17 protein-coding genes are annotated in these 22,153 nt (G+C 75.1%); 2 read left to right on the top strand and 15 right to left on the bottom strand.

What is annotated here, in order from left to right; all coding sequences use genetic code 11:
- Nucleotides 1-9: 9 nt before the first annotated feature.
- The gene (locus WA788_RS00815) at nt 10-3,978 is read right to left on the bottom strand and encodes an nSTAND1 domain-containing NTPase (RefSeq protein ID WP_335970493.1); all 3,969 of its coding nucleotides are present in this window, start codon (nt 3,976-3,978) and stop codon (nt 10-12) included.
- A 227-nt stretch (nt 3,979-4,205) separates the two neighbouring features.
- Between WA788_RS00815 and WA788_RS00820 the strand changes: the two genes are divergently transcribed.
- Nucleotides 4,206-5,096, top strand: a complete 891-nt coding sequence (locus WA788_RS00820) for an amidohydrolase family protein (RefSeq protein ID WP_335970495.1) — start codon at nt 4,206-4,208, stop codon at nt 5,094-5,096.
- A gap of 33 nt (nt 5,097-5,129) precedes the next feature.
- On the opposite strand, the gene WA788_RS00825 is transcribed toward WA788_RS00820, so the two are convergent.
- The 3 genes from WA788_RS00825 to WA788_RS00835 all read right to left on the bottom strand — a co-directional run bounded on the left by WA788_RS00825 (nt 5,130) and on the right by WA788_RS00835 (nt 6,513).
- On the bottom strand, nt 5,130-5,549 hold the full coding sequence (locus WA788_RS00825) for a PIN domain nuclease (protein ID WP_335970497.1): 420 nt from the start codon (nt 5,547-5,549) through the stop codon (nt 5,130-5,132).
- Nucleotides 5,549-5,803, bottom strand: a complete 255-nt coding sequence (locus WA788_RS00830; protein ID WP_335970498.1) for a type II toxin-antitoxin system VapB family antitoxin — start codon at nt 5,801-5,803, stop codon at nt 5,549-5,551. The genes WA788_RS00825 and WA788_RS00830 overlap by 1 nt, the downstream gene beginning before the upstream one ends.
- Nucleotides 5,804-5,886: 83 nt before the next feature.
- The gene (locus tag WA788_RS00835; RefSeq protein WP_335970500.1) at nt 5,887-6,513 is read right to left on the bottom strand and encodes a dihydrofolate reductase family protein; all 627 of its coding nucleotides are present in this window, start codon (nt 6,511-6,513) and stop codon (nt 5,887-5,889) included.
- Between the two features lie 177 nt (nt 6,514-6,690).
- On the opposite strand from WA788_RS00835, the gene WA788_RS00840 reads away from it, so the two are divergent.
- Entirely contained in the window at nt 6,691-8,340 is a 1,650-nt protein-coding gene (locus tag WA788_RS00840; protein ID WP_335970502.1) for a serine/threonine-protein kinase, read from the top strand.
- A gap of 115 nt (nt 8,341-8,455) precedes the next feature.
- On the opposite strand, the gene WA788_RS00845 is transcribed toward WA788_RS00840, so the two are convergent.
- The 11 genes from WA788_RS00845 to WA788_RS00895 all read right to left on the bottom strand — a co-directional run bounded on the left by WA788_RS00845 (nt 8,456) and on the right by WA788_RS00895 (nt 21,951).
- Nucleotides 8,456-9,274, bottom strand: coding sequence for an SDR family NAD(P)-dependent oxidoreductase (locus tag WA788_RS00845; RefSeq protein ID WP_335970504.1), 819 nt, complete (start codon nt 9,272-9,274; stop codon nt 8,456-8,458).
- Entirely contained in the window at nt 9,264-10,292 is a 1,029-nt protein-coding gene (locus WA788_RS00850) for a ScbA/BarX family gamma-butyrolactone biosynthesis protein (protein ID WP_335970507.1), read from the bottom strand. Before WA788_RS00850 ends, WA788_RS00845 begins: the two co-directional genes overlap by 11 nt.
- Nucleotides 10,293-10,329: 37 nt before the next feature.
- Complete coding sequence (locus WA788_RS00855) at nt 10,330-11,049, bottom strand: HAD-IA family hydrolase (RefSeq protein ID WP_335970509.1); 720 nt, start codon at nt 11,047-11,049, stop codon at nt 10,330-10,332.
- 77 nt (nt 11,050-11,126) lie between these two features.
- The gene (locus WA788_RS00860) at nt 11,127-12,119 is read right to left on the bottom strand and encodes a ketoacyl-ACP synthase III (protein WP_335970512.1); all 993 of its coding nucleotides are present in this window, start codon (nt 12,117-12,119) and stop codon (nt 11,127-11,129) included.
- Nucleotides 12,120-12,266: 147 nt separating this feature from the next.
- The gene (locus WA788_RS00865) at nt 12,267-14,135 is read right to left on the bottom strand and encodes a CoA-transferase (RefSeq protein ID WP_335970514.1); all 1,869 of its coding nucleotides are present in this window, start codon (nt 14,133-14,135) and stop codon (nt 12,267-12,269) included.
- Entirely contained in the window at nt 14,135-15,388 is a 1,254-nt protein-coding gene (locus WA788_RS00870; protein WP_435177753.1) for a beta-ketoacyl-[acyl-carrier-protein] synthase family protein, read from the bottom strand. The genes WA788_RS00865 and WA788_RS00870 overlap by 1 nt, the downstream gene beginning before the upstream one ends.
- Nucleotides 15,389-15,691: 303 nt before the next feature.
- On the bottom strand, nt 15,692-16,903 hold the full coding sequence (locus WA788_RS00875) for an acyl-CoA dehydrogenase family protein (protein WP_335970518.1): 1,212 nt from the start codon (nt 16,901-16,903) through the stop codon (nt 15,692-15,694).
- A gap of 4 nt (nt 16,904-16,907) precedes the next feature.
- On the bottom strand, nt 16,908-17,999 hold the full coding sequence (locus tag WA788_RS00880) for a phosphotransferase family protein (protein ID WP_335970520.1): 1,092 nt from the start codon (nt 17,997-17,999) through the stop codon (nt 16,908-16,910).
- Nucleotides 18,000-18,203: 204 nt separating this feature from the next.
- Nucleotides 18,204-19,790 carry an FAD-binding oxidoreductase gene (locus WA788_RS00885; RefSeq protein WP_335970523.1) on the bottom strand — a complete coding sequence of 529 codons (1,587 nt, stop codon included), beginning with the start codon at nt 19,788-19,790 and terminating at the stop codon, nt 18,204-18,206.
- Nucleotides 19,787-21,232 (bottom strand): MFS transporter, encoded by a 1,446-nt coding sequence (locus tag WA788_RS00890; RefSeq protein WP_335970525.1) that lies wholly within the window; start codon nt 21,230-21,232, stop codon nt 19,787-19,789. The genes WA788_RS00885 and WA788_RS00890 overlap by 4 nt, the downstream gene beginning before the upstream one ends.
- A complete protein-coding gene (locus tag WA788_RS00895) occupies nt 21,229-21,951 on the bottom strand; it encodes an SDR family oxidoreductase (RefSeq protein WP_335970527.1) in 723 nt (240 codons plus the stop codon). Before WA788_RS00895 ends, WA788_RS00890 begins: the two co-directional genes overlap by 4 nt.
- Nucleotides 21,952-22,153 lie beyond the last annotated feature (202 nt).

A 22,153-nucleotide genomic window follows, 5' to 3' on the forward strand; every position in this document is an offset into this window, starting at 1 on the left:
CGCTGCTCGTCACCGGCACGGCGGGGTGAAGTCGAGCGGGCCGACGTACTTCTTCCACAGCGGCTCGGTGAGGGTCGGCCCGACGGCCGCGCAGATCCGGGCGGCGTCGTGGTCGGCGCGCAGGTCCCACAGCCGGAGCGTGGCGTCCCACGAGACGCTGGCCAGGGTCCGGCCGTCGGGGCTGTAGGCGACGGCGGTGACGGCGTCGGTGTGGCCGGTCAGCGGCTGCCCGAGCGCGGCCGGCCGGGTCGGGTCGGAGACGTCCCACAGTCGCACGGTCCGGTCCAGGCTCCCGCTGGCCAGGGTGCGGCCGTCGGGGCTGAAGGCGACCGAGGACACCCAGTCCCGGTGCCCGGTCAGGGTGCGGGGCCGGCTGCCGCCGGCGGGGGAGCGCTGCGCGGCGGCGACGTTCCACAACTTGACGGTGCGGTCCCGGCTGCCGCTGGCGAGGGTGCGCCCGTCCGGGCTGAAGGCGAGCGCGGTGACGGAGTCCTCGTGGCCGGTCAGCACCGCGGCCGGTCGCGCCGTACGGCCGGTGACGGTCCACAGCCGCACGCTGCCGTTCTCCTCGCCGTCGGCCAGGGTGCGCCCGCCGGCGGCGAAGGCGAGGGACGTGACCGGACCGCCGTGCGCGGCCAGGTCCTCGCCGAGCGCCGCGGGCCGGGCCGGGTCGGTGACGTCCCACCGCCGGATCACGCCCTCGGCGCCGGCCGCGGCGAGGGTGCGGCCGTCGGGGCTGAAGGCGACCGTGTCGACCTCGCCGGCCAGGCCGGCCGGCGACCCGAGCGCGACCGGGTGCGCGGGGTCGGCCACGTCCCACAGCCGTACGGTGCCGGCGTCCCCGACTGCCGCCAGCACATGGCCCCGCGGAGCGAAGGCCACCGCGTGCACCGCGGCCGGGAACTCCAGCGGCGGGCCCACCGCGGCCGGCCGGCCGCTCGTCCGCCACAGTTGGACGCCCTTGTTGCTGTCCGCGGTCGCGACGAGTCGGCCGTCGGGGCTGTACGCCGTCGCCGCGAAGCCGCCGTCGGAGCCGGCCAGGACCGTGTCCGGCAGGGTCCAGAGCCGGGCCCGGCCGTCGTAGCCGGCGCTGGCCAGCCCGCGTCCGTCCGGCCGGAACCGCACCGACCAGATGCCGTCGGTGTGGTCGGTCAGCGGTCGGCCGAACGCGACCGGATAGCGGGGGTCGGTGACGTTCCACAGCCTGATCGTGTCGTCGTAGCCGGCGCTGGCGAGCATGGAGCCGTCCGGGCTGAAGGCCACTGACCAGACCGCGGCGCTGTGGCCGGTCAGCGGCTCGCCCAGCGCGGTGGCCTCGGCGGGGTCGCTCACGTCCCACAGCCGGACCAGGTCGTCGTTGCCCGCGGTGGCCAGGGTGCGCCCGTCCGGGCTGAAGACGGCCTGGTAGACCCCCGCGGTGTTGACGGCCAGTACCCGCAGCAGGACCGGCCGGGCGGGGTCGGTGACCCGCCACAGCCGCACGGACCCGTCGATGCCCGCACTGGCCAGGGTGCGGCCGTCCGGGCTGAACACGGCGGAGTCGACGTCCCCGGTGTGCCCGGTCAGCGGCCCGCCCAGCGCGGCCGGCCGCCGCTGGTCGGTGACGTCCCACAGCCGCACGGTGTGGTCGTCCGAGGCCGTGGCGAGCGTACGGCCGTCCGGGGAGAACGCCACCGAGGTGACGAAGTCCGTGTGCCCGGACGGCAGTTCGGCCAGGGACCTCGGGTGGGCGGGATCGGCCACGTCCCACAGCCGGGCGCGGTCCGCGGCGTCCGGGGCGCTTCCGGCGGTGGCCAGCGCGGTCCCCGCGGTGGCCAGGGTCCGGCCGTCCGGGCTGAAGGCGACCTGCACGGCGCCCTCGACCTTCCCGAGGAGCCGGGGCCGGGTGGCGGTGGTGACGTCCCACAGCCGTACGGGGCCGTGGTCGTCCGCGGTGGCCAGGACCCGCCCGTCCGGGCTGTAGACGGCCGCGGTGACGATACCGGCGCCGATGTCCAGCGGCGTCGACAGGGCGCTGCCGGAGTCGGTGACCAGGTGCGTGTAGAGGTCGGGCAGCGGGCGCAGCCGGTCGGCCGCGAGGTCGAGGGAGGCGGCGAGCGAGGTCTGCGTGTCGCGGACCGCGTCGGCCTCGGCGGTGATCCGGTTGAAGACGGCGGTGTTGCGCGCCCGCTGGGCGCCGGCCCGCTGCTGGAGGGCCACCACCGCCGCGGTCGAGGTCAGCAGGGACAGCACGGCCAGCAGTGCGACGAACAGGCGCCGCCGGCGTACGGAGCGGGAGCGGCGGCGCAGCGACAGGGTGAGGAACTCCCGCTCCGCGGTGTTGAGGGACGGGTCGCCGGGAGGGAACGCCTCCGCGGCGTCCGCGAGCCGGCTGCCCTGGTACAGCAGCGCGGGGTCCCGCTCCGCCTCCTGCCAGGCGGCGGCGGCGTCGGCGAGCCGCCGGTGCGCGAGCAGGCGGTCGCGCTCCTCGGAGATCCAGGTGCGCAGCCGGGGCCAGGCGGTGATGAGGGCTTCGTGGGCGAGCGCCAGGGTGCCGTCGCTTCCGCCGCCGGGGCCGCCGGGGCCGCCGGGGCCGCCGGGCAGGTGGGTGCCGTCTGCCGGGCTGTCGCCCGGGAGGTGGGTTGCGCCGTGTGCCGTGTCGTCTGCCGGGCCGTCCGCCGGGGCGGCGAGGGCGTCCGGCGCGGTGGGCGGGTGCGCCGCCGCGTCGACCGTGAGCAGCCGGGCCCGTACCAGCTGTTCCACGACGGCGTCGGTGGTCTCCCTGTCCTCGCCGGCGTCTATCTCGGCCCGGTCGGCGGGGCGGCGGGTGTCGGGCGCACCGTTGCGGCCGGGGACGACCAGCCGGAGCAGGATGCGGCGGGCGGTGCCGGCCTGCGCCGGGGTGAACTTGCCGTAGACCTCCTCGGCGGTCCGGGCGACCGCCTGGCGCAGCCCGCCGACCTGCTCGTAGGCGGCCAGCGTCAGCACGTTGCCCTTGCGGTGCCGCCATGTCTCCAGCAGGGCGTGGGACATGAGCGGCAGCCCGCCGGGTTCGCCCTCGACGGCGGAGAGCAGCTGCTCCGTCAACGCGCTCTCCACGCGCAGCCCGCGCACCGTCGCGGGCCTGGTGATCGCCGCCCGCAGCTCGTCCCGGCTCATCGGGCCGGTCAGCACGGAGCCCTCCTGGAGGGCGGCGACGAGCTCCGGTTGCCGGGTGCAGTGGCCCAGGAAGTCGGCGCGCACCGCGACGACCACCCGCAGCCGGCTGCCGGGCTCCTGCGCGGCCAGCAGCCGGCGGACGAACTCCTGCCGCTCCTGCGGGTCGGGACGCAGGGTGTACAGCTCCTCGAACTGGTCGACGATCAGCCAGGTATCGCCGTCGCCGTCGCCGCCGTCTCTGTCGCCGGGGGCCGGCCGCAGCCGGTCGCGGTGCGTGGTGAGCGGGCGGGGACCGGGCGTGAGGATGCGGATCGCCGCGGGGCGCGGGGCAGTTGGGTCGGCGGCGCCGAGCCGGGGGATCAAGCCGGCCCGCAGCAGCGAGGACTTGCCGCTGCCCGACGGGCCGAAGACGGCGGTGAACCGGCGGCTGCCGGACAGGGCGACCAGCCGCTCCAGTACGGCGTCGCGGCCGAAGAACAGGCCGGCGTCGGCCGGTTCGAACCGGGACAGCCCCCGGTACGGCGGGGCACTGCCGCTGCCGGCGGCGCGCAGGGCGCTGTCCTCCTCGGCCGCGCGCCGCCACCGCTGCTCCCACTCGCCGGGGTCCCCGCCGCAGAACCCGGCGAAGGACAGCGCGACGGGCAGTGACGGCAATCGCCGCCCGGCCGCGGCAGTTGACAGGGTGCTGACCGCGAGCCCGGTCGCCCTGGCCATGTCCCGGTAGGTCGGTGTGCCGGACTCCTCCCGGAGCGCGCGCAGTTCGGAGGCGAACCGCTGGACGGGCCCTTCTTCCGGGTCCACCGGGCCCTGGGGCCGACCGGGCTGCGCCGCGTCCGTCATACCGGTGAGCCCCCGCCCTGCTGCGTCTCCTGGCCTGTCCACTTACGCTACTGAACCCGGCAGCGTGGTGGGGGCGGGATGCGGTGGAACCCCGGGCCGTACGCGCGCCCGCGGCACTTGGCGGTGCGGGGCGAGCCCGTCCGAGCGCCCTTCACGGCAGACCGCGGGGAGGGTTCGAGATGATCGGCGGGACGGCAGGGTGTGGCGGGTGAGGGAAGGAGCGGGTGATGGGTGGCGAGGCGGAAGCGGTGCGGGGGTTCTGGCGGGGGCTGGGGCTGGCCGGGGGGATCGACGTGCACACGCACTTCATGCCCGAGCGGGTGCTGCGGAAGGTGTGGGAGTACTTCGACACCGCGGGGCCGCTGGTCGGGGGGCTCGAGTGGCCGATCACCTATCGGCGGGAGGAGGAAGAACGCGTCGCGCTGCTGCGGGAGTTCGGGGTGCGGGCCTTCACCTCCATGGTGTACCCGCACAAGCCCGGGATGGCCCGGTGGCTGAACGGCTGGGCGGCGGACTTCGCCCGGCGGACCCCGGACTGCCTGCACACCGCGACGCTCTACCCGGAACCGGACACCGCGGACTACGTACGGGAGGCGCTCGACGCCGGCGCCCGGGTCTTCAAGGCGCACGTCCAGGTGGGGGCGTACGACCCGGACGACGAGCAGCTCCGGGCGGCGTGGGGGCTGCTGGCCGAGAGCGGCACTCCCGTGGTGATGCACTGCGGCTCGGGGCCCGCGCCCGGCAAGCACACGGGACCCGAACCCGTGGCGCGGGTCCTCGCCCGGTTCCCCGGACTGCGGCTGGTGGTCGCGCACATGGGCATGCCCGAGTACGAGGAGTTCCTCGACCTCGCCGAACGCCACCCGCAGGTACGCCTGGACACGACGATGGCGTTCACCGACTTCACCGAGGGCTTCATGCCCTTCCCCCGCAAGGCGCTCCCACGCCTCGCCGACCTCGGCGACCGCATCCTGCTCGGGACCGACTTCCCCAACATCCCCTACCCCTACCTCCACCAGCTCCAGGCCCTGGAACGCCTCGGCCTCGGCGGCGACTGGCTGCGGGCCGTGTGCCACGACAACGCCGCCGCCCTCTTCCGGCCCGGCGCCCCTTCCTGACCCCCGGGCCGGAAGAGGGCGGAGGCCGCGACGTCAGCGGTCGGCGGTGCCGGGCGGGACGACCCACCGGGTGGGCTGCTCGGTGAGGGAGGCGATCATGTCGAAGTCGCCGTCGTAGTGCAGGACGGTCAGGCGGTTCCGTTCCGCGGTGGCGGCGACGAGGAGGTCGGCCAGGGACAGGGCGCGGTGGAACCCCGCGTTGAGCGCGTGGCGCTGGACCTCCAGCGCGCGGGTGAAGGCCGCGTCGTCCGTGTGCAGGTAGTCGAAGGCGTGCAGCCAGGTGCTGATGCGCAGGGCCTCCGCGCAGTCCCGCGCGGAGTGGACCATCTCGTATTCGGTCGGAGAGCACACCGCGAGCAGGTAGCGCTCGTGGAGGGGCCCCAGGACCTCTTTCACACCGGGCTTCGTCCACCGCGCCAGGGCGGACTTGTCGATCAGGTAGCGGTCCCGCATCAGGCGGCGCGGCCTCCGTCGTGGCTCCCGTCGCGCTTGAGCGAGCCGTCCGCGTGGCGCGGGCCGGTGCTCTCGACGATCTCGCTGAAGTCGAGTTCACCGGCGTCCATGGCGTCGAAGAACTCCTGGCGCAGGTGGCGCTTGACGGCGTCCTCCATGGCCAGGCGCACGGCCTTCGCCTTCGTCCTGGTGCCGAAGATGCGCATGGCCTCGGTGACCATGTCCTCGTCGAGGTCGATGACCGTTCTCGCCATGAGGATCGCTCCTGTCCCGATGATGCCCTTCCCAAACGATACCTCTTTTTCGGCACAGGCGATATCGTTTGCAGTGGCGGGGCTCAGGCGGAGCGGGTGGTCATGTCGCCGGTGGGCGGGGTGCCGGGGGTGCGGGCGTAGTGGAGGTGGGTCGTGCCCTTGGCGGAGGCGGCCGGGGGGTGGAGGAGGGTGAGGTTGGTGGGCACGGTGCCGTCGGCGAAGACCTTCTTGCCGACGCCGAGCAGGATCGGGTGGACCCACAGGTCGAGGCGGTCGAAGAGCTGCTCGCGCAGGAGGGTCTGGACCAGGTCGAGGCTGCCGACGACCCGCACCTGCTCGTGGCGCTCGCGGACCTCGCGCACCGCCTCGGCCAGGTCGGGGCCGAGCTGCGTGGACCCGGCCCAGGACAGGTCCGGGCGGCCGCGGGAGGCGACGTACTTCGGGACGCGGTTGAAGAGCTCGGCGATCCAGCCGTCCTCGCCGCCCTGCTGGTGCGGCCAGTAGGCGGCGAAGATGTCGTAGGTGCGCCGGCCGAGCAGCAGCGCGTCGGTGCCCTCGTACGCCGCGGTGATCTGGGCCCCGGTGGTCTCGTCCACCAGCGGGGCCTGCCAGCCGCCGTAGGGGAACCCCTCGGGGTCCTCGTCCGGCCCGCCGGGCGCCTGCCCGACGAGGTCGAGGGTCGCGAACAGTTCGATCTGGATGAGGCCCACGGTGTGCTCCCGTCGCTGCGGATGGTGCGGTCGGCGGGTAGACCGGCGGGCGCCCGCGAACTCATCGGTGCGGCGCGTCCGGGTGACGGGCCGGCCGCGCCCCGCCTTCGGTCACACCTTTGGCACGGGCGAGCGGCAGGGCGCCGCGCCGGCGCCGGGGGCTGGGAGGATACGGCCATGGCGACCAACGGGGGCGCGGGCGGGCAGCCCGGGGACGAGGACACGCGGACGGCGACGAGTTACGAGTTGGAGCCGCCCGCGCCACCAGCGGAGAACGGCCGCAGCCCGAACCCGAACCCGAGCGAGCCCGAGCGCGAAAGCGGCGGCGGGCGGCTGGTCGGCGGCCGCTACCGCCTCCTCGAGCGCCTCGGCTTCGGCGGCATGGGCACCGTATGGCGCGCCCGCGACGAGGTCGTGGACCGCGACGTCGCCGTGAAGGAGCCGCGGCTGCCCGAGCACCTGACGGACGCCCAGCGGGAGACCGCCCACCTGCGGATGCAGCGTGAGGCGCGCGCCGCCGCCCGTATCGACCACCCGTCCGTGGTGACCGTGCACGACGTGGTCGTGGAGGACGAACGGCCCTGGATCGTCATGGAGTTGGTGCGCGGCCGGTCGCTGGCCGAGGTGCTCGCCGAGGGCACGCTGCCGGTGCGCGAGGCCGCGGGGATCGGCCTCGCGGTGCTCGGCGCGCTCGGCGCGGCCCACGAGGCCGGGGTGCTGCACCGCGACGTGAAGCCCGCGAACATCCTGCTCGGCCGGCACGACCGCGTGGTCCTCACCGACTTCGGCATCGCCCAGGTCGAGGGTGAGGAGCCGCTGACGGAGACCGGCGCCTTCATCGGTTCACCGGAGTACATCGCGCCCGAACGGGTGCTGGGCCAGCGGCCGGGCCCCGAGTCCGACCTGTGGTCGCTGGGAGTGGTGCTCTACCAGGCGGTGGAGGGTGTCTCGCCCTTCCGCCGCCAGGCCACGCCGTCGACCTTCCAGGCCGTCCTGCTCGCGGAACTGCCCCCGCCGCGCGCGGCGGGCCCGCTCACCGCACCGCTGCTGGGCGTCCTGCGCAAGGAGCCGGCGGCGCGTACGGCCCCGGCGCGGCTCGCCGACGAGCTGCGGGCCGTCCTCGAACCGCCGCGCGTCCCGCCGCAGTCGGCGCCGCAGCCGACCGCGCGGGCCGGGGCCGGGGCACCGCCCCCGGCAGCGGAGGAACCGCCGGCCGGGCCCGTCGGCCGCGCGATACGGGCGCTGCGCCGCAGCCGCCGCGCGCAGGCGGCCACCGCCGCGGTGGTCGCGGCAGCCGTCGCGGGCGCTGTGCTCCTGACCGTCGGCCCGTTCGGCGGCTCTGGCCTGCCCGAGGGCTGGAAGTCCTACCGGGAGCAGAGCGTCGACGCCACCTTGGCGGTGCCCGGCGACTACGTGCGCAGCATCGCCGACGCGAAGGTGACGTACACCGACCCGCACGGCGTGTTCACGGTGGCGCTGTCCCGCACGCGCGGCGAGAAGAGCAGCGCCGCGGGCGTCGCCAACGCCAACCTCCAGTGGTACAAGGGCGGTGGTGAGGTCTCCTACTCCGACACCGTCGAGGACGCGGACGGCCGGGTCGTCGAGGCGACCCAGCAGGGCCAGGCCGCGGCGCGGCTCGACGTCCACTACACCGAGCTGAAGGACGACGCGAAGACGGCCCTGCGCGAACTCGAACTCGACGTGGTCAGCGGCGAGGGCGACCTCTACACACTGGACGTGACGATGCCCGCCTCGGCCGCCCAGTCCGCGCAGGGGCAGCGGATCTTCGACGACGTCAGGAAGCACCTGACGATCCACACCCTGTGAGCCCCGGGCCAGCCCGCGCCCGCCGAGGTGGCGGACGGCGCGGGCGGCCGGGGGCCGGGGGCCGGGGTGCCCGGGTGCCGGGGCTGCCGGGGTGCCCGGGTGCGGGGGTGTGCCGTCACAGCGTGAGGTAGCCGCCGTCGACCGGGAGCGCTGCGCCGGTCACGTAGGAACTCGCCGGGCCGGCCAGGAACAGCAGCGGGCCGTCCAGTTCGTGCGGCTCGCCGACCCGGCGCATCGGGGTGCGCCGCTCCACCCAGCCGCGCCCCTCCGCGGTGTCGAGCATGTCCGCGGTCATCTCGGACCGGAACCAGCCCGGGCACAGCGCGTTCACCCGTACCCCGCGCGCGGCCCACTGCGCGGCCAGTTCCCGGGTCAGGTTGACCACACCGCCCTTGCTCGCCGCGTACGCGGCCTGCGGGAGGCTGCCGCTGCCCACCAGGCCGTACACGGACGCGATGTTGACGATGCTGCCGCGGCCCCGTGCCAGCATGCCGGCGGCGACCTCGGAGCTGAGCGCGAAGACCGCGGTGAGGTTCACCGCGACGATCTCCGCGAAACTCTGTTCCGACTGCCGCTCGGCCGGCTCCACCCGGGACAGCCCGGCGTTGTTGACCAGGACGTCGACCGGCCCCAACTGCCCGGTGACGACCCGCAGCGCCTCCGCGCGGTCCGCCGCGTCGGTGATGTCGCACGGCACGGCCAGGCTGCCGGGCAACTCCGCGGCCAGCGCCTTCAGCGGCGCCTCGCGGCGGGCGGCGAGCGCCACCCGGGCGCCGGCCCGGGTGAGCACCCCCGCCAGGTGCGCGCCGAGGCCGCCGGAGGCCCCCGTCACCAGGACCACTCGGCCGTCGAGGCGGAACTCCCCTGCGGGGTAGGGGACATGGGCGGCCGGGGAACCCTGGGCGTCGTACGTGTCCTGCCGGTCAGCTGCCATCGGGGGCTCCCGCGGCACCGGCCCGGCCGAGCGTGCTGCCCAGCGCCACCCGCATCCTGGCCACGGCCTCGCCGCCCTGCTCGAAGGCGACCGCGAAGGCGAGGCCGCCGCCGTCCGCGGCGGGCGCGCGCAGGATCTCCGAGCGCAGCACGATGTCGGCGTCCAGCTCGGCGAACCGCAGGTACTCGGCGGTGAGTTCGGCGAGGTGGAGCTTGGCCGCGGCCAGGCCGTGGCGCTCACCGGCCAGCAGCAGGCCGAGTTGGCGTGCCGCCTCCATCATCACCGGGCCGGGGACGTGGTCCTGCGGGTGGTCGAACATGCTCGGGTGCCGCAGTGGCACCCGCAGCAGCGCCGTCAACTCCCCGCCCCGCAGCGCCATGTCGTGCAGCACCACGTTGTCCGCGCGGGTCCGGCCGACCAGGTGCGGGCCGATCGGGCGGGCCGGGGAGACGGCGGGCAGGTCGTCGGAGGAGGGCGGTTCGGTGGTGCGGCCGCTCATCCGCAGCGTCCGGTAGATGTCGTCGGGGCGCAGCGCGGTGTCCACCCGGACGGTGCCGATCGGCCGGCCGGCGGCAGCGACGTCCACCTCGTGCACCACCCGGGAGACGGCGCCGCGGTACTCCTTCACCAGCGCGGCGCGGCCGACCAGGTCCAGGTCGAGCGGGCGGGCCGGGGCGTGCAGCGGGCGGGGGTCGGTGATCCGCAGGCCGGCCTCGGCGGTGATGGACTTGGTGCCGGGGCCCGCGTCGTGCTGGAGGTGCATCGCGCAGAGCAGCATCTGCCGCACCGCCTCGAAGACCGCCAGCGGGTCGTGGCCGCCCGCGGTGCCCAGCCGGTCGGCGTAGTAGCTGTGGTCGGGGGGCAGTTGGGCCGAGGCGCGGAAGTCCCGCTCCCCGACGGACTGGAAGTCGGTGAGGAACACCTCGGCGACGGCGGCCCGGTGGACCAGGTGCCGGGGGATGGTGCGTTCGGTGCTGAGCACGGCTTCGGGCTCGGCGCCGATGTCGAGTGTGGTCATGGTGCTGCTCCAGCTGTGGGTGGGGTGGTCGGACAGGTCAGCGCGAGGTGCGTACGGGGGCGGCCGGGCGGACCGGTGCGGCCGGGACCGGCGCCGCGTCCAGCGCGGCCAGCTCCTGTGCGGCCTGCGCGGCGTCCTGGAAGTGCACGGCCCGCCAGCCGGCGGCCTCGGCCCCGGCGCAGTTCTTCGCCAGGTCGTCGACGAGCACGCACTGCCACGGCGCGCGCCCGGCCCGGGCGGCGGCGATCCGGAAGATCTCCGGTTCCGGCTTGCGGCAGCCCACCGCGTACGAGCAGACGATGCCGTCGAAGTGCGCGTCGTCCACCATGTACCGGCGGTGCCGCTCCCAGCTCGGCGGCAGGTTGGAGAGCAGGCCGACGTAGGCGCCGCGGGCGCGCAGCGCGGTCAGCTCGCGCAGCCAGTCCTGGTTGGCGCCGCGTCCGGCGAACCAGCGCTCGCCGAACGACGACAGGTCCACGGCCAGGCCGAAGCCGTCCGCGAGGACCTCCTCGACCTCCTTTTCCCAGTCGGGCTCGCTGAGCAGCGGGATGTCCAGCACGCCCATCGAGTCGGTGCCGTGCGCCTCGCCGACGAGGCGCATCGCCTCCTTCAGCGCGTGGACGGGGACGCCGGTCCGCGCGCCGAAGTCGCGGAAGGTGACGTCGACCGGCGGGGTGAGCACCCCGCCGAAGTCGGTCCAGACGGCGAGCCCGGGCGGCGGTCCGCCCGTGCCGGACCGGTCGGTGATGTCGGCCATGTCGGCTCCTTCAGAATCGGTTGCGCGAGAGCGGAAGTCGGAGGGCAGCGAACGGGGCGCATACAGCTGACGGAGCGTCACAACTGGTAGAGCAGCCCGCCGTAGTACCAGCCCGAGCCCACCGCGGTGGACAGCACCAGGTCGCCCGGCTTGAGCACGCCCGCGGCGGAGAACTCGGACAGCGCGATCGGGATGGAGGCGCAGCCGGTGTTGCCGCGCTCGGCGAAGTTGGTGAGGAACTTCGCCGGGTCCAGGTCCAGGCCCGCCCGCACCCCGGCGTGGATGGCGTTGTTGCCGGGGTGCGGCACCAGCCAGTCGAGGTCGGCGGTCTTGAGGTCGTTGCGGCCCAGCAGCGTGTCCGCCACCCGCAGGCTGGAACCCACGGCCAGTTCGATCAGCTCGGGCCGGGGGCGCAGCCAGCCCTCGGGCGGCCGGGCGGCGACCGCGTCGGCGCGGGTGGAGTCGCAGTCCAGTACGGAGTCCAGCAGGCCCCCGGGCTGACCGGGCGCGCCCTTCTCCAGGACGACGGCCCCGGCCGCGTCGCCGAAGACCAGCTGGCCGCGGGTGCCGGGGCGGGCCCGGTGCGAGAAGCGGTCGGCGGCGACCACGACCGCGCGCCGCCACCCCGGGTGCGCGGTGAGCAGCGCGGCCGCGGTCTGCACCCCGTGCACGAAGCCGGTGCAGGCGCCGCAGACGTCGAAGGCGAGGGCGCCGTGCGCGCCGAGCGCGGTGGCGACCCCGGGGGCGATCTCCGGAATCCACTGCCGGTCGGTCCAGTTGGCCAGGACCACCAGGTCGAGTTCGGCCGCGTCGCGTTCCGCGTTCCGCAGCGCGGCGGTGGCGGCCTGGACCGCCATGTACTCCAGCGTCTCGTCCGCCGCGGCGGTGTGCAGGCCGCGCACACCCAACTCGGCGGCGTCCTGCGGGGTGTGCTCGCGTCCGCCGAGGGTGATCGGACCCTCGTCGTGGCGGCGCCGGGCACGCGGGAAGTAGTGGCCGAGCCCGGCGAAGCGCAGCCGTGACCCGGCCCAGGTGCGGCCCTCGGCGCGGGCGTGGGTGTCGGTGGGCATGGAAGCTCCTGTCGCGGTGAGGTGGGGCGGGGGGAACGCGGGGGGATGCGGGGGGATCGGGGCGTGGGGGCCCGGTGTGGGGGGATCGGATGCTGCGGGCCGAACTGGCGGTGCAGGCAGAGCCGTTGACGGGTCCGGGCGGCCGGGTCAGCGGTAGACGCCGGCCGGGTCCAGCGTGCGCAGCAGCGCCAGCTCCTCGGGCGTGACGGGCTTCTCCGCCTCCGCCCGGGAGGCGTCGCTGTCCCACGAGGTGCGCTCGGCGACCATCCGCTGCGGGTCGGCGTCCTCGCCGCTCGCCGGGGGCAGCCAACTGGCCAAGTGGAAAGGCTCGTTCGGGTCGTCGCGGCGGAACCGGCCGAAGTCGCTGACGACTTCGCGGACCCGGTCGCCGGGACTGGTGCGGTAGGTCAGCGCGGTGACGTAGCGCCGGGGCGAGGCCGGGGCGATCACCACGCAGTCCGTGGTGGAGGCGATGTCGTTGGCGCCCCCGGAGCCGGTCAGCCAGCGGCCGTCCCGGGTACGGCTGGTGTTGATGGCCCCGGACCCGTCGATCTCGGCCGCCGCCAGTACGCCGAGCGCCCGGGGGTTGGCGGCGACCATGCCGCCGAGGATCTCCGGGATGCCGGCGAGCATCTCGCTGTGCTCGGCGTGGTGGAGGCTGAACAGGAACACGTCGCCCTCGGCCGGTGCGAAGCCGCACATGCCCAACTCGGCCACCACGGTGACCTCGTGGCCGCCGGCCCGCAGTTGGGCCGCGGCCAGCCACGCCGCCATGTGCGAGGCGCCGATCCCAGCCAGCAGCGTGTCGTGGCCGCCCGCCCGTACCCGGTCGGCGACTGCCCGGGCGCCCAGCACGATCAGCCGCTCCTGACGGCTCGGCTCGGCCCCGTCCGCGGGGTCCGCCGCGGCGGGAGCGGAGGCCGGGGGCGCCGTCGGGGAAGGCGCGGGCACGGAAGGCGCCTTGGCGGCCGCGGACGGCTCGCGGGCCGCGCGGCACGCGGCCAGCTCGGCGCGGGCCACCTCCTCGAACACCGCGAAGTCGTCCGTCCCGTCGTCCGTTCCGCCGGCCGCTCCGCGGGCCGTCGGGTCGGCCGCTTCGCGGGCGGGCAGCGCCAAGGACGCCCGGCGGGACGGCCCCAGACGGCGCAGGTAGCCCTCGTGGCTGCCCGGTTCGGCCACCCACGTCCGGTACCAGTCGGCACCGCGCTGCTCGCCGTGGCAGGATTCGACGATCTCCGTCAGGAAGGCGTAGTCGTCCAAATAGCCCTGGACGCCGCCGAGTCCGCCGGTGCGCAGCGACTGCGGGTGGGCGCCGAGCGGTGCCTCGCACAGGCCGAGGACGCGCTGTCCGGGGATCACGACCCGGTCGGCGAGGGTGCGCAGCACCTCCCGGGGGACGATCCGCTCCACGGAGGCGAGCACACCGCGGCGGGCCGCGTACGCCGCCCAGGCACCCTCGCCCAGCGGCGGCACCAGCGCGATGTTGCCGTCCTCGTCCGCGAGCACGCCGTGCAGCAGCGTCAGGTCCGGGCGCAGCGGCGCGAGCAGGGTGACCGCGCGGTCCGGGTCGGCCGGGTCGGGCACCTGGTGCAGCACACCGTCCTTGTCCGCGGCCAGGTCGGTGCCGGCCAGGGAGGCGGTGACGGCGTACGGCAGGCCCTGCGCGCCGGCGATCAGCCGCTGCTGGTAGCTCAGCAGCGACCACGCCTCGAAGGCGAACGGCCGCCCGGCGAGCAGGTCCCGGTAGAGCGGGTTGGGCCGCGGGGAGGGGTAGGTGTCCCCGGCGAACCCGGCGATCACCTTGTCCGCGACACCGGACAGGGCGAGCGCGTGCGCGGAGGAGTGCACCGCGGTGGTGCTGACGGTCAGGTGCCCCTCGTCGCCGAGCACCCGGCACAGCGCGTACGTAAGGGCGTTGGGCCGCGACGGCGTGCCGGCGAGGTGGACGTGGTCGCCGGGGCGGACGAACTCCCGTACCAGCGCGTCCGGGTCGGCGGCGATCAGCGGGCGGCCCATCAGGAGGCTCCCGGCGCGCCGAGCACCGCCACGGAGGTCTGGCTGCCGAAGGCGAAGGACATCGACACCGCCAGTTCGACCTTGGTGGGGCGGGCGCCCTCCAGGACGTGGTCCTGCTCGCACTCGGGGTCGGGGGTGGTGAAGTTGATGGTGGGCGCCAGGGTCTGGTGGCGGATCATCAGGCTGGTGGCGGCGGCGTTGATGATGCCGGCCAGGCCGAACGTGTGGCCGTAGATGGGCTTGTTGGAGCTCAGCGGCGGCAGCAGCCCGGGGCCGCGCTCGGGGTAGAGGGCGCGCACCGCGCGGCTCTCGGCGATGTCGTTGTAGCGGGTGGCGGTGCCGTGGGCGCAGAAGTAGTCGACGTCCTCGGCGTCCCGGCCCGCCTCGGCGAGGGCGCGGTGCATCAGTCCGGCGGTGACCTTGCCGGTGAGGTCCATGGTGGTGGCGTGCGCGGCCTCGTTGAGGGTGGCGGCGGAGAGGATCTCGGCGTACGGGCGGGCGCCGCGGGCGGCGGCGTGCGAGGCACGCTCCAGGCAGAGCACCACCGAGCCCTCGCCGAGCGCGAAGCCCTCCCGGTCGGCGCTGTACGGGCGCACCGCCCGGGTCGGGTCGTCGCGCTCGGAGGAGAGCACGCCGTGGCCCATCGCCCGGTAGCAGGCGGCGACTTCGGCGGCGATCGGGAACTCGTGCCCGCCGACCAGCATGACGTCGGCGGCGCCGGAGCGCAGTTCGCGCAGCGCCAGCTGGATGGCCTGGTGGCCGCCGACGCAGGCGTTGCTGACGGTGGTGACCAGGCCCTGGGCGCCCAGGTGGATGGCGGTCAGGGAGGCCGGGCAGCCGGGCAGCCCGCGGAACATGGCGCCCTTGTCGGCGAAGGCCGCCGGGTCGGCGCCGGTCAGTACGTCGCGCCACCAGGCGAACGGCCCCCGCGAGGAGGACATCAGGACGCCGAAGCGCTGCGGGTCCACCCCGCCCGGCGCCAGCCCGGCGTCCCCGCGGGCCTGTGCGGCGGCGGACATCGCGACCAGGATCTCCCGGGAGTACTTCGCGGCGTGGCCGGGCGCGAGTTCCGGCAGGAACTCCCGGTGGTCGAAGTCCCGTATCTCGGCGGCGGCGTGGACCGGGAGCCCCGCCTGTGCGGCGTCGAAACGGGTGAGCGGCCCCACCTGGGAGCGGCCCCGGGAGAGGTGCTCCCACATTTCCTGTGCGTTCCTGGTACCGGGAAGTACGGCACCGATTCCGGTGACGACGATCCGGTCCGTCGGGCCCCCGCGAGAATACGCCGATCGCGGAGCGTCGAAATTCGTTCCGTTTTCCGGTTCTGTGTTCTCCATACCGGAGACGGTACGGAGTCCCGCCGGGCCTTCCCCGTGCCCTCGGGTACCGAATCCAGGGGTCGACGGTACTTCCGGTACCGGCGGGAATTGCGGCCCTGCCGAAAGGCGGCGGGAAAACGCGGAAGGGGCCGTCGGCCGTGGAATCGGCCGGCGGCCCCTTTTCGGGGCGGTGCAGAAGGCGGATCAGAACGCGGGTCAGAAGGCGGTGCAGAAGGCGGGTCAGAACGCGTACGCGCGCAGTTCGCGGTGGGCCAGGGACGCGCGGTGCACCTCGTCGGGGCCGTCGGCCAGCCGCAGGGTGCGCGCGTGCGCCCACAGCGCCGCGAGGGGGAAGTCCTGGCTCACCCCGCCGCCGCCGTGCGCCTGGATCGCCTTGTCCAGGACCCATTCCGCCATCGCGGGCACCGCGATCTTGATCGCCTGGATCTCGGTGTGCGCCTGCCGGTTGCCGACGGTGTCCATCAGCCAGGCCGTCTTGAGCACCAGCAGCCGGGCCTGCTCGATCCGCACCCGGGCCTCGGCGACCCACTCCCGGACCACCCCTTGCTCGGCGAGCGGCGCGCCGAACGCCACCCGGCCGCTGACCCGTTCGCACATCGCGGCCAGCGCGCGTTCGGCCATGCCGATCAGCCGCATGCAGTGGTGGATACGGCCCGGGCCGAGTCGGGCCTGCGCCATGGCGAAGCCGTCGCCCTCGCCGCCGAGCAGGTGGGAGACCGGCACCCGTACGTCCTCGAAGAGGATGTCGCCGTGGCCGCCGTGCGGGCCGTCGTCGTAGCCGAAGACGGTGACGCCGCGCCGCACCTGCACGCCGGGGGTGTCGCGGGGCACCAGCAGCATGGACTGCTGCCGGTGGCGCGGCCCGCCGGGGTCGGTCTTGCCCATCACGACCAGCAGCGCGCACTCCGGTGCCATGGCGCCGGAGGACCACCACTTGTGGCCGTTGACCACGTAGTGGTCGCCGTCCCGCTCGATCCGGGTGCCGATGTTGGCCGCGTCGGAGGAGGCGACCTCGGGCTCGGTCATGCAGAACGCGGAGCGGATCTCGCCGGCCAGCAGCGGGTGCAGCCAGCGCTCCTGCTGCTCGGGGGTGCCGAAGGCGGTGAGCAGTTCCATGTTGCCGGTGTCGGGGGCCGAGCAGTTGACCGCTTCGGGTGCGAACTGCGGGCTGTGCCCGGTGATCTCGGCGAGCGGCGCGTACTGCGTGTTGGTGAGTCCGGCGCCGAACCGGCGGTCGGGCAGGAAGAGGTTCCACAGGCCGCGGGAGCGGGCCTCGGCCTTGAGTTCGGTGAGCAGCGGCGGGCGGGTCCACGGCTGGCCGGCCGCGTACTGGGCGGCCAGCGCGCCTTCGGCGGGCAGCACCCGGTCGGTGACGAACGCGCGCAGTTCCTTGCGCAGTTCCTCGGTCCTGGCGTCGTAGGAGAAGTCCACGGTGTCACTCCCCGGTGGCGGTGGCGGTGGCGGTGGCGGTGGCGGATCGGCGGGCGGTCGCGGCCAGTACGGCGTGGCCGCGCTCGACCAACTGCGGTATGCAGGCGGCGAGATGGGCGTCCTCGGAACCGGGGCGCGGGTCGCGGGAGGCGCGGAAGAGGACGTTCTCCAGGATCACGGCGAGCTTGTAGTAGCCGAACGCCGTGTACCAGTCGAGGTGTTCGAGCCCCGCGCCGGTGCCGGCGGCGTACCGCTCGGCCAGGACGGCGAACTGCGGTCGGCCGGGGGCCTGGGCCGGGCAGCCCAGCGGCGCGTCGGCGATGCCGGCGAAGCCCTCCCAGTACACCCGCAGCAGCCCGAGGTCGGTGAGCGGGTCGCCGAGGGTGGACATCTCCCAGTCCAGCACGGCGGCGATCTCGTCGGCGCGGCCGAGTGCGAACAGCACGTTGTCCAGCTTGAAGTCGCCGTGGACGACGGCGGCCCGGCCCTGCGGCGGCAGCCGGTCGGCCAGCCGCGCGTGCAACGCGTCGGCGCCGGGCACCGGTTCGGTGCGGGAAGCCTCGGACTGGGCGCGCCAGCGCCGCAGTTGGCGCACGAGGAAGCCCTCCGGCCGCCCGAAGCCGTCCAGCCCCACTGCCGCCGGCGGCACCTGGTGCAGTGCCACGAGCACGTCCACCAGGGTGTCGGCGGCCGCCGCGACCTGCCCGGGGCTCAGCCGCGCCAGGTCGGCGTCGGTGCGGTGGACCAGGCCGTCGACGTGGTCCATGACGTAGAAGGGAGCGCCCGGCACCGCGGTGTCGGCGCACAGGCCGTGGGTGCGCGGGACGGGCACTGCGGTCGGGTGCAGGGCGCTCAGCACGCGGTGCTCCCGGGCGACGTCGTGCGCGGTGGCCAGCGCGCCGTCGAGCGGCGGGCGGCGCAGCACCAGGCGGCGCTCGCCGTACTCCACCAGGAAGGTCAGGTTGGAGCGGCCCCCGGTCAGCGGGCGGACCGCGGTGAGCCCGCCCGCCTCGTGCGGGAACTTCCCGGCGAGCCAGCGCTGGAGTGCCGCTGGGTGCACGCCCGGGGGGATGGGGATCGGCGCGGGGATGTCCATGCTCGCGTACGCTCCTCGGCTGGTTCCAGGGTCGCGGTCGTCTCACGGCCGCAGGTCCCGGTACGGCCGCCGCCGGACGGTCCGCCGCCCGGGCGCGGCCGTACCGGGACCTGCGCCGCCGGTGACGCTAGGTCCGGCCGCGCCGGGGCGGCAACGGATCTTCCCCCTAAGCGGGAGGCCCTGGACCCAAGGAGGCAGTCCCGCTCACTCCGCGGGCGCAGGCGGCCGGACCGAAAGGGCGTGCCGGAAGACGTCGTGCGGGTCCCACTGCCGCTTGACCTGCTGGAGGCGCGGGTAGCCGTCCTTGAAGTACAGCGCGTGCCAGGGGGTGCCCGAGGTGTTCCAGCGCGGGTCGGCGAGGTCGGCGTCCGGGTAGTTGATGTAGCTGCCGTCGGTGGCGGTGTCCGGCGCGGGCACCCCGCCGGTCGCCGCGTACAACTGCGCGTAGAACTCCCGGATGCGGGCCACGTGGTGCTCGTCCTCCCGCGGGTCCTCCCAGTAGGTGCCCAGGTACGCCTTGAGGATGGAGTCGCGCTGCGCGGCCGCGGTGGCCTGCGGTGCCACCCGGTTGACCGCCCGGCCGTAGGAGAACAGCAGCGCCACGGTGTGGCCCTGGTAGCCCGGTTCGGACAGGTGGCGCCACAGCGTGGCGATCTGCTCCGCGTCGTAGGGCCGCCGCAGGTAGGCGCCCTTGCTCTTGGAACGGGTGGCGGCGCCGCGGTTCTCCACGTCCCGCTGCACCGAGTCCAGCCAGGGCAGCTGCTGGTAGCGGAGCCGGTACGGCGCCCGGACCCCGTCGCCGACCGCCGCCACGTAGGCGCGCAGCCGCTGGTCGGCGTCCGGCAGCGAACCGTCGATCTGCGCGGTGAGCACCACCTGGCCGACGCTGCGCTGGTTGAGGTAGAGCCCGCTGTACAGGGTGTCGTAACCCCCGTCGCCGGCCGCCTCGTCGTGGGCGTGCCAGGCGCCGTGGTTGCGCACGATCCGGCTGAAGTCGGCCTCGCCCAGGCCCTCCCAGGGCCACTCCAAGGCGACGGTCAGCACCGAGCGCGGCGGGCGGGGCAGCGCGGACGCCTCGGCGGACGGGCCGCGCGGGAAGTCGGCGTCGTCGGGCGAGCGGAACAGGTAGCGGGTCACCACGCCGAAGTTCCCGCCGCCCGCCCCGGTGTGCGCCCACCACAGCTCGCGGTGCGGGTCGTCGGGGCGGCGGGTGGCCAGCACCGTACGGGCCCGGCGGTCGGCGTCCACCGTGACGACCTCGATGCCGTACAGGTGGTCCACGATCAGGCCGTGCGAGCGGCACATCGGGCCGAAGCCGGCGCCCTGGACGTAGCCGCCCAGGCCGACCGAGGGGCAGGTGCCCGCCGGCAGCGCGGCGCCCCAACCGAGGTACAGCGCACGGTAGGTGGGGCCGAGCTGGGCGCCGGCCTGCACGGAGAACGCCCGGTGCGCGGCGTCGTAGCGGATCTCCTGGAGCGCGGACAGGTCGACCAGGCTCTGCACCGCCGGGCCGTCGACCAGGTTCTCCAGGCAGTGGCCTCCGCTGCGCACCGCGAGCCGGCGCCCGCCGTCGACGGCGGCTTGCACCACGGCGGCCACCTCGGCGGCGGAGGTGGGCAGGTGGATCTCCTGGGGGCGGCCGGCGAAGCGGGTGTTGCGGCCGCGCGCGGCGAGGTGCGGGTAGCGGTCGTCCGCCGGGGTGACGGCGGGTATCCGGGTGGGTATTCGGGCCGGTGTCCGGGAGCGGGATGTCCCGTGCTCGGCGGGGGCGGCGCCCGCGACTGCGGTCATGGCATGTCCTTGGGGCTGGTGGGAAGCGTACGGGTACGGGTACGGGCGGACTCGCGCAGCGCCAGCACGCCCGAGAGCAGCAGTGCCGCGGCGGCGGCCAGCACCCCGGTGCGGGCCACGGCCGGCCAGCCGCCGTGCGGCCAGACAGCGCCCGCGGCGGCGGAACCGGCGGCGCCGCCGAGGAAGTAGGCGGTCATGTAGACGGTCGTGATGCGGCTGCGCTCGCCGGCGCCGGCGGCGCCGAAGACGGTCGCCTGGTTGGTGATGTGCGCGCCCTGCACGGCGAAGTCGATCAGCAGGATCGCCGTGACCAGGACCAGCAAGGTGCCCGAGCTGCCGGAGCTGACCGCGAACGAGACCGCGATCAGGGCGAACGCGCCCAGCGTCACCGCGGTCTGCCGGCCCCGGTCGGCCAGCCGGCCGGCGAGTGAGGCGCCCAGCGCCCCGGCCGCGCCGACCAGCCCGAGCGCGCCGATGGCGCTCGCCCCGAAGTGGTACGGGGACTGGGTCAGGCGCAGCGGCAGCGCGGTCCACAGCAGGTTGAAGGCGGCGAAGCCGAGGGCGCCGAGCAGGGAGCGCCGCACCAGCAGCGGGTTGCCGCGGACCAGCGGGCCGAGCGAGGCCAGCAGGCGGGCGTAGTCCCGGAGCGCGGCCGCGGTGCTCCCCGTGCTCGTCGCGGCCGGCGTGTGCGGTGTGTTCGCTGCGTTCGCTGCGTTCGCTGCGTTCGCTGCGGCCGTCGCGGCCGCCGTGTCCGCCGTGTCCGGTGCGGCGGGCGGGCGGCCGGGCAGCACCGCCCGCACCAGCAGGCAGGTGCCCACCATGAACACCGCCGCCAGCCAGTACACCGCGCGCCAGTCCAGCAGCTGGGTGAGCGAGCCGGCGAGCGTACGGCACAGCAGGGTGCCCAGGATGAGCCCGGTCATCACAGTGCCCACCACCTGGCCGCGCTGCTCGGGGTGCGCCATGTCGGCCGCCTGCGGCACGATCACCATCGCGGAGACGGTGACCAGGCCGAGCAGGAAGAACAGGCCGAACAGCCAGGCGCCGGAGGCCAGCGGGATCAGCGCGAGCACCGCCGCGGTCGCGGTGAGCAGTACCGTCAGCAGCCGCCGCCGGTCCAGCGCGTCGCCCAGCGGCACCAGGGCGAACAGGCCGAGCGCGTAGCCGAGTTGGGTGCAGGACACCGCCGGGGTCAGCGACTGCGGGGTGCGGTGCAGGGCGGCCGCCATGCTGGGCAGGATCGGCTGGATGTAGTACAGGTTGGCCACGCACAGCCCGCAGGCCACGGCCAGGGCCAGGATGCGGGCGCTGCGCGGGCCGTGGAAGACGGCGGGCCCGGCCCCCGCCGCGGTGGCCGCCGCGGCGGGGGCCCCGGGCGCCGGGCCGGGCCGGGCCGGGGCCGGCGCGTCCGCACCGGCCCCGGCCCCGCTGCCGCCGGTCACAGCAGCCCGCCGCCGTTGACGTGGATCAGCGAGCCGTTGACGAAGGTGTTCTCCAGCGCCTGGAGCACCGCGGACGCGACGTCGTCCGGCTGCCCGACGCGGCCCACCGGGGTGGCCTCCGCGGTGGACTTGAACAGGCCCTCGCGGGCCTCGTCGGGCAGACCCGACCACAGCGGGGTGTCGATCAACCCGGCCACCACCACGTTGACCCGGATCGGCGCCAGCTCCAGCGCCATCGACTGGCCCATGGCGCCGATGCCCGCGTTGGCCGCGGCGGTGACGGTCAGGCCCGGGTACGCCTTGAAGCCGGCGCCGCCGGAGATCAGCACGATCGAACCGGTCGCCGCGAGCTTCGGCCCGGCGTGCCGGACGCTGAGCAGCTGGCCGACGATCTTGGTGTCGAGGCAGCGCCGGATGTCCTCGGCGGTGACCTCGTAGACGGAGCCGGTGGCCATGTCGCCGGGGCACACCACCAGGTGGTCCAGGGCGTCGACGCCGGCGAAGAAGGCGCGCAGGCTCTCCTCGTCGGTGACGTCGACGACCGCGGTCCGCACCTGGCCGCCGATCTCCTTCGCCGCCTGCTCCAGCTTGTCCTGGGAGCGGGAGGCGATGGTGACCTCGGCGCCGGCCTCGGCGGCCTGGCGGGCGACGGCCTTGCCGATGCCGGAGCTGCCGCCGATGACGACGACGCGGGTACCGGAGAGGGAATTCGAAGGCATGGTTCATCTCCATCGTGACGTGGCTGCCCGGCGGTCGTCGGACGCGTCTCCCGCCGGCCTTGCGCCCTCAGACTGCCGCCCGCCGGAATCCCCCAGGAAGGCAATTCCTTGTACTGGTTGATTCACCACCACCTTCGCGGCGGACCCCCCCATCTGGTGGTCGGAGCACCAGCCACCGGCCTCGACTCCGCCTCGGCGGGGT

The organism is Streptomyces sp. CA2R106 (assembly GCF_037034245.1).
Lineage (GTDB): Bacteria > Actinomycetota > Actinomycetes > Streptomycetales > Streptomycetaceae > Actinacidiphila.